This is a genomic window from Actinomadura bangladeshensis (assembly GCF_004348335.1).
Classification (GTDB): Bacteria; Actinomycetota; Actinomycetes; order Streptosporangiales; family Streptosporangiaceae; genus Spirillospora; species Spirillospora bangladeshensis.
The window spans coordinates 1-2,607 of sequence record NZ_SMJW01000478.1 but is presented as its reverse complement, the minus strand read 5'-3'; the positions used below and the strand labels follow the sequence as shown (position 1 = coordinate 2,607).

At 73.1% G+C, this 2,607-nt stretch carries 4 protein-coding genes; 2 read left to right on the top strand and 2 right to left on the bottom strand.

What is annotated here, in order from left to right; translation table 11 throughout:
• The coding region (locus tag E1284_RS40100; protein ID WP_176406313.1) for an acyl-CoA dehydrogenase family protein at positions 1 to 146 on the bottom strand (146 nt) is incomplete at its 3' end.
• A gap of 114 nt (positions 147 to 260) precedes the next feature.
• Between E1284_RS40100 and E1284_RS40095 the strand changes: the two genes are divergently transcribed.
• Both E1284_RS40095 and E1284_RS40090 read left to right on the top strand, forming a co-directional pair.
• The gene (locus E1284_RS40095; protein ID WP_131945341.1) at positions 261 to 1,595 is read left to right on the top strand and encodes a UDP-glucose dehydrogenase family protein; all 1,335 of its coding nucleotides are present in this window, start codon (positions 261 to 263) and stop codon (positions 1,593 to 1,595) included.
• 40 nt (positions 1,596 to 1,635) lie between these two features.
• Positions 1,636 to 2,049, top strand: a complete 414-nt coding sequence (locus E1284_RS40090) for a CoA-binding protein (protein ID WP_131945340.1) — start codon at positions 1,636 to 1,638, stop codon at positions 2,047 to 2,049.
• 4 nt (positions 2,050 to 2,053) lie between these two features.
• On the opposite strand, the gene purE is transcribed toward E1284_RS40090, so the two are convergent.
• Positions 2,054 to 2,551, bottom strand: coding sequence for a 5-(carboxyamino)imidazole ribonucleotide mutase (gene purE, locus E1284_RS40085; protein WP_131945339.1), 498 nt, complete (start codon positions 2,549 to 2,551; stop codon positions 2,054 to 2,056).
• Positions 2,552 to 2,607: the final 56 nt, after the last annotated feature.

The window sequence follows — 2,607 nt, the reverse complement described above, 5'->3', positions numbered from 1 at the left end:
GCGTCCAGGGCCTCCTGCGGGAACCGGGACTCCTCGTCCACCTCCGCCGCGAAAGGAGCGATCTTGGCCTCGGCCAGCTCACGCACCGTGCGCCGCAGCAGCTCATGCTCCTCGGACGGCGCATACGTGGGAAAGTCAGAACTCATGCCGCAGATGCTACCCGCCAGTAGGGCCTGCCGGGCGGCGCAGGTACGGGCTCGAAGCGGGCACGTCTCCATCAGGGCCGCTAGTCGGCGACCGCGAATCGAAGGGAGCGGGTCTTGACCTACCGGCTGACGGTCATCGGAACGGGGTACCTCGGCGCCACGCACGCGGCGTGCATGGCCGACCTCGGATTCGAGGTGCTCGGCCTCGACGTCGACGCCGAGCGGATCGCGCGCCTGGCGGACGGCGACCTGCCGTTCTACGAACCGGGGCTGGAGCCCGTCCTGCGCCGGGGCCTGGAGACCGGGCGGCTGCGGTTCACCACGTCCTACAAGGAGGCCGCGGAGTTCGGCGACGTCCACTTCCTGTGCGTGGGGACGCCGCAGAAGACCGGGGAGTACGCGGCCGACCTCAGCTACGTCGATGACGCGGTCGCGACGCTCGCGCCCCTGCTCCAGCGGCCCTGCCTCATCGTGGGCAAGTCCACCGTGCCGGTCGGGACGGCGGCGCGGCTGGCCGAGACCCTGAACCGGGTCGCGCCGGCCGGGGGCGACGCCGTGCTCGCCTGGAACCCGGAATTCCTGCGCGAGGGGTTCGCCGTCCAGGACACCCTGCACCCCGACCGGATCGTGGCCGGGCTGCCCACCGAGCAGGGGGCCGCCGAGCACGCCGAGAAGGTGCTCCGCGAGGTCTACCGGTCGATGATCGCGGAGGGGACGCCGTTCATCACCGCCGACTTCCCGACCGCCGAGCTGGTGAAGGTGTCGGCCAACGCCTTCCTCGCCACCAAGATCTCGTTCATCAACGCGATGGCGGAGGTCTGCGAGGCCGCGCACGCCGATGTGACGAAGCTCTCCGAGGCGCTGTCCTACGACGACCGGATCGGCGGCAAGTTCCTCGGCCCCGGGCTCGGCTTCGGCGGCGGCTGCCTGCCCAAGGACATCCGGGCGTTCATGGCGCGGGCCGGCGAGCTCGGCGCCGACCAGGCGCTGACGTTCCTGCGCGAGGTCGACGAGATCAACATCCGGCGGCGGATCCGGATGGTGGACCTCGCCCGGCAGCTGCTCGGCGGCTCGTTCGCCGGCCGGACGGTCTGCGTCCTCGGCGCCGCGTTCAAACCGAACTCCGACGACGTCCGCGACTCCCCCGCGCTGGACGTGGCCGCGTCCATCAGGGCCCAGGGCGCCAGGGTGACCGTGTACGACCCGCAGGCGATGCGGAACGCGCGGCGCGCCCAGCCGACGCTGGAGTACGGCGACTCGGCCCTGTCCGCGGCCCGCGACGCGCATGTGGTGCTGCTGCTGACCGAGTGGGCGGAGTTCCGGGGCATGGACCCGTCCGAACTCGCCGGCGTCGTCACCGAACGCAACATCGTGGACGGGCGCAACGCGCTCGACCCCGAGCGGTGGCGCGCGGCCGGCTGGAACTACCGCGCCCTCGGCCGCCCCTGACGCCGGGAAGCAAAAGATCGCGGACGCTGTTGTCGTGGGCATGGGTGACGAATTCGCCGACCAGGACGTGATCCGGCGGCTGCTGAACGAGTCCGCGACGTGGGCGTTCGTCGGGCTCGGCGACAACCCCGACCGCGAGGTCTACAACCAGGCCCGGCTGCTTCAGCAGCGCGGCAAGCGGATCGTCCCCGTCCACCCGGCGGCGCGGGAGGTGCTCGGCGAGCGGGGGTACGCCTCGCTCGCCGACGTCCCCGGCGAGGTGGACGTGGTCGGCGTCTACCGGCGCGCCGAGCACGCCGGGCAGGCGGTGGACGAGGCGATCGCGGCCGGCGCGAAGGCCGTGTGGCTGCCGCTCCAGGTCATCGACGAGGCGGCGGCGCGGCGCGCCAGGGACGCCGGGCTCGACGTCGTCATGGACCGCTGCCCCGGCGTCGAGTGGGCCCTGCGCCGCTGAGCGCTCAGAGCCTCTCGCGGAGCCGCGCGCCCTTCGCCTTCGCCTGGCCGTAGAGGTCCTGCTGGAAGACGGCCATCTTGGCGCGCAGCTCCGCGTCCGACGCGGCCAGGATGCGGACCGCCAGCAGCCCCGCGTTGCGGGCCGCGCCGACCGCGACCGTCGCGACCGGGACGCCGGCGGGCATCTGCACGATCGACAGCAGCGAGTCCATGCCGTCCAGGTACTTCAGCGGGACCGGGACGCCGATCACCGGCAGCGGCGTCACCGACGCGAGCATGCCCGGCAGGTGCGCGGCGCCGCCCGCGCCCGCGATGATCACGCGGAGGCCGCGCCCGGCCGCCTCCTCCCCGTAGGCGATCATGTCGTGCGGCATGCGGTGCGCGGACACCACGTCGGCCTCGTACGGGACGCCGAACTCGGCGAGCGCCTGCGCGGCGCCCTCCATGACGGGCCAGTCCGAGTCGCTGCCCATCACCACACCCACGACCGGCTCACCGCTCATGCCCGCCTCCTGTGGGGGGCGACCCCCCACACCCCCCGGTTCGCTCCGCTCATGCC

Coding starts and splice junctions, on each gene's coding strand:
- E1284_RS40090 (WP_131945340.1), top strand. CDS start 1,636: ATGGGTGACGAATTCGCCGACCAGGACGTGATCCGGCGGCTGCTGAAC.
- purE (WP_131945339.1), bottom strand. CDS start 2,551: ATGAGCGGTGAGCCGGTCGTGGGTGTGGTGATGGGCAGCGACTCGGAC.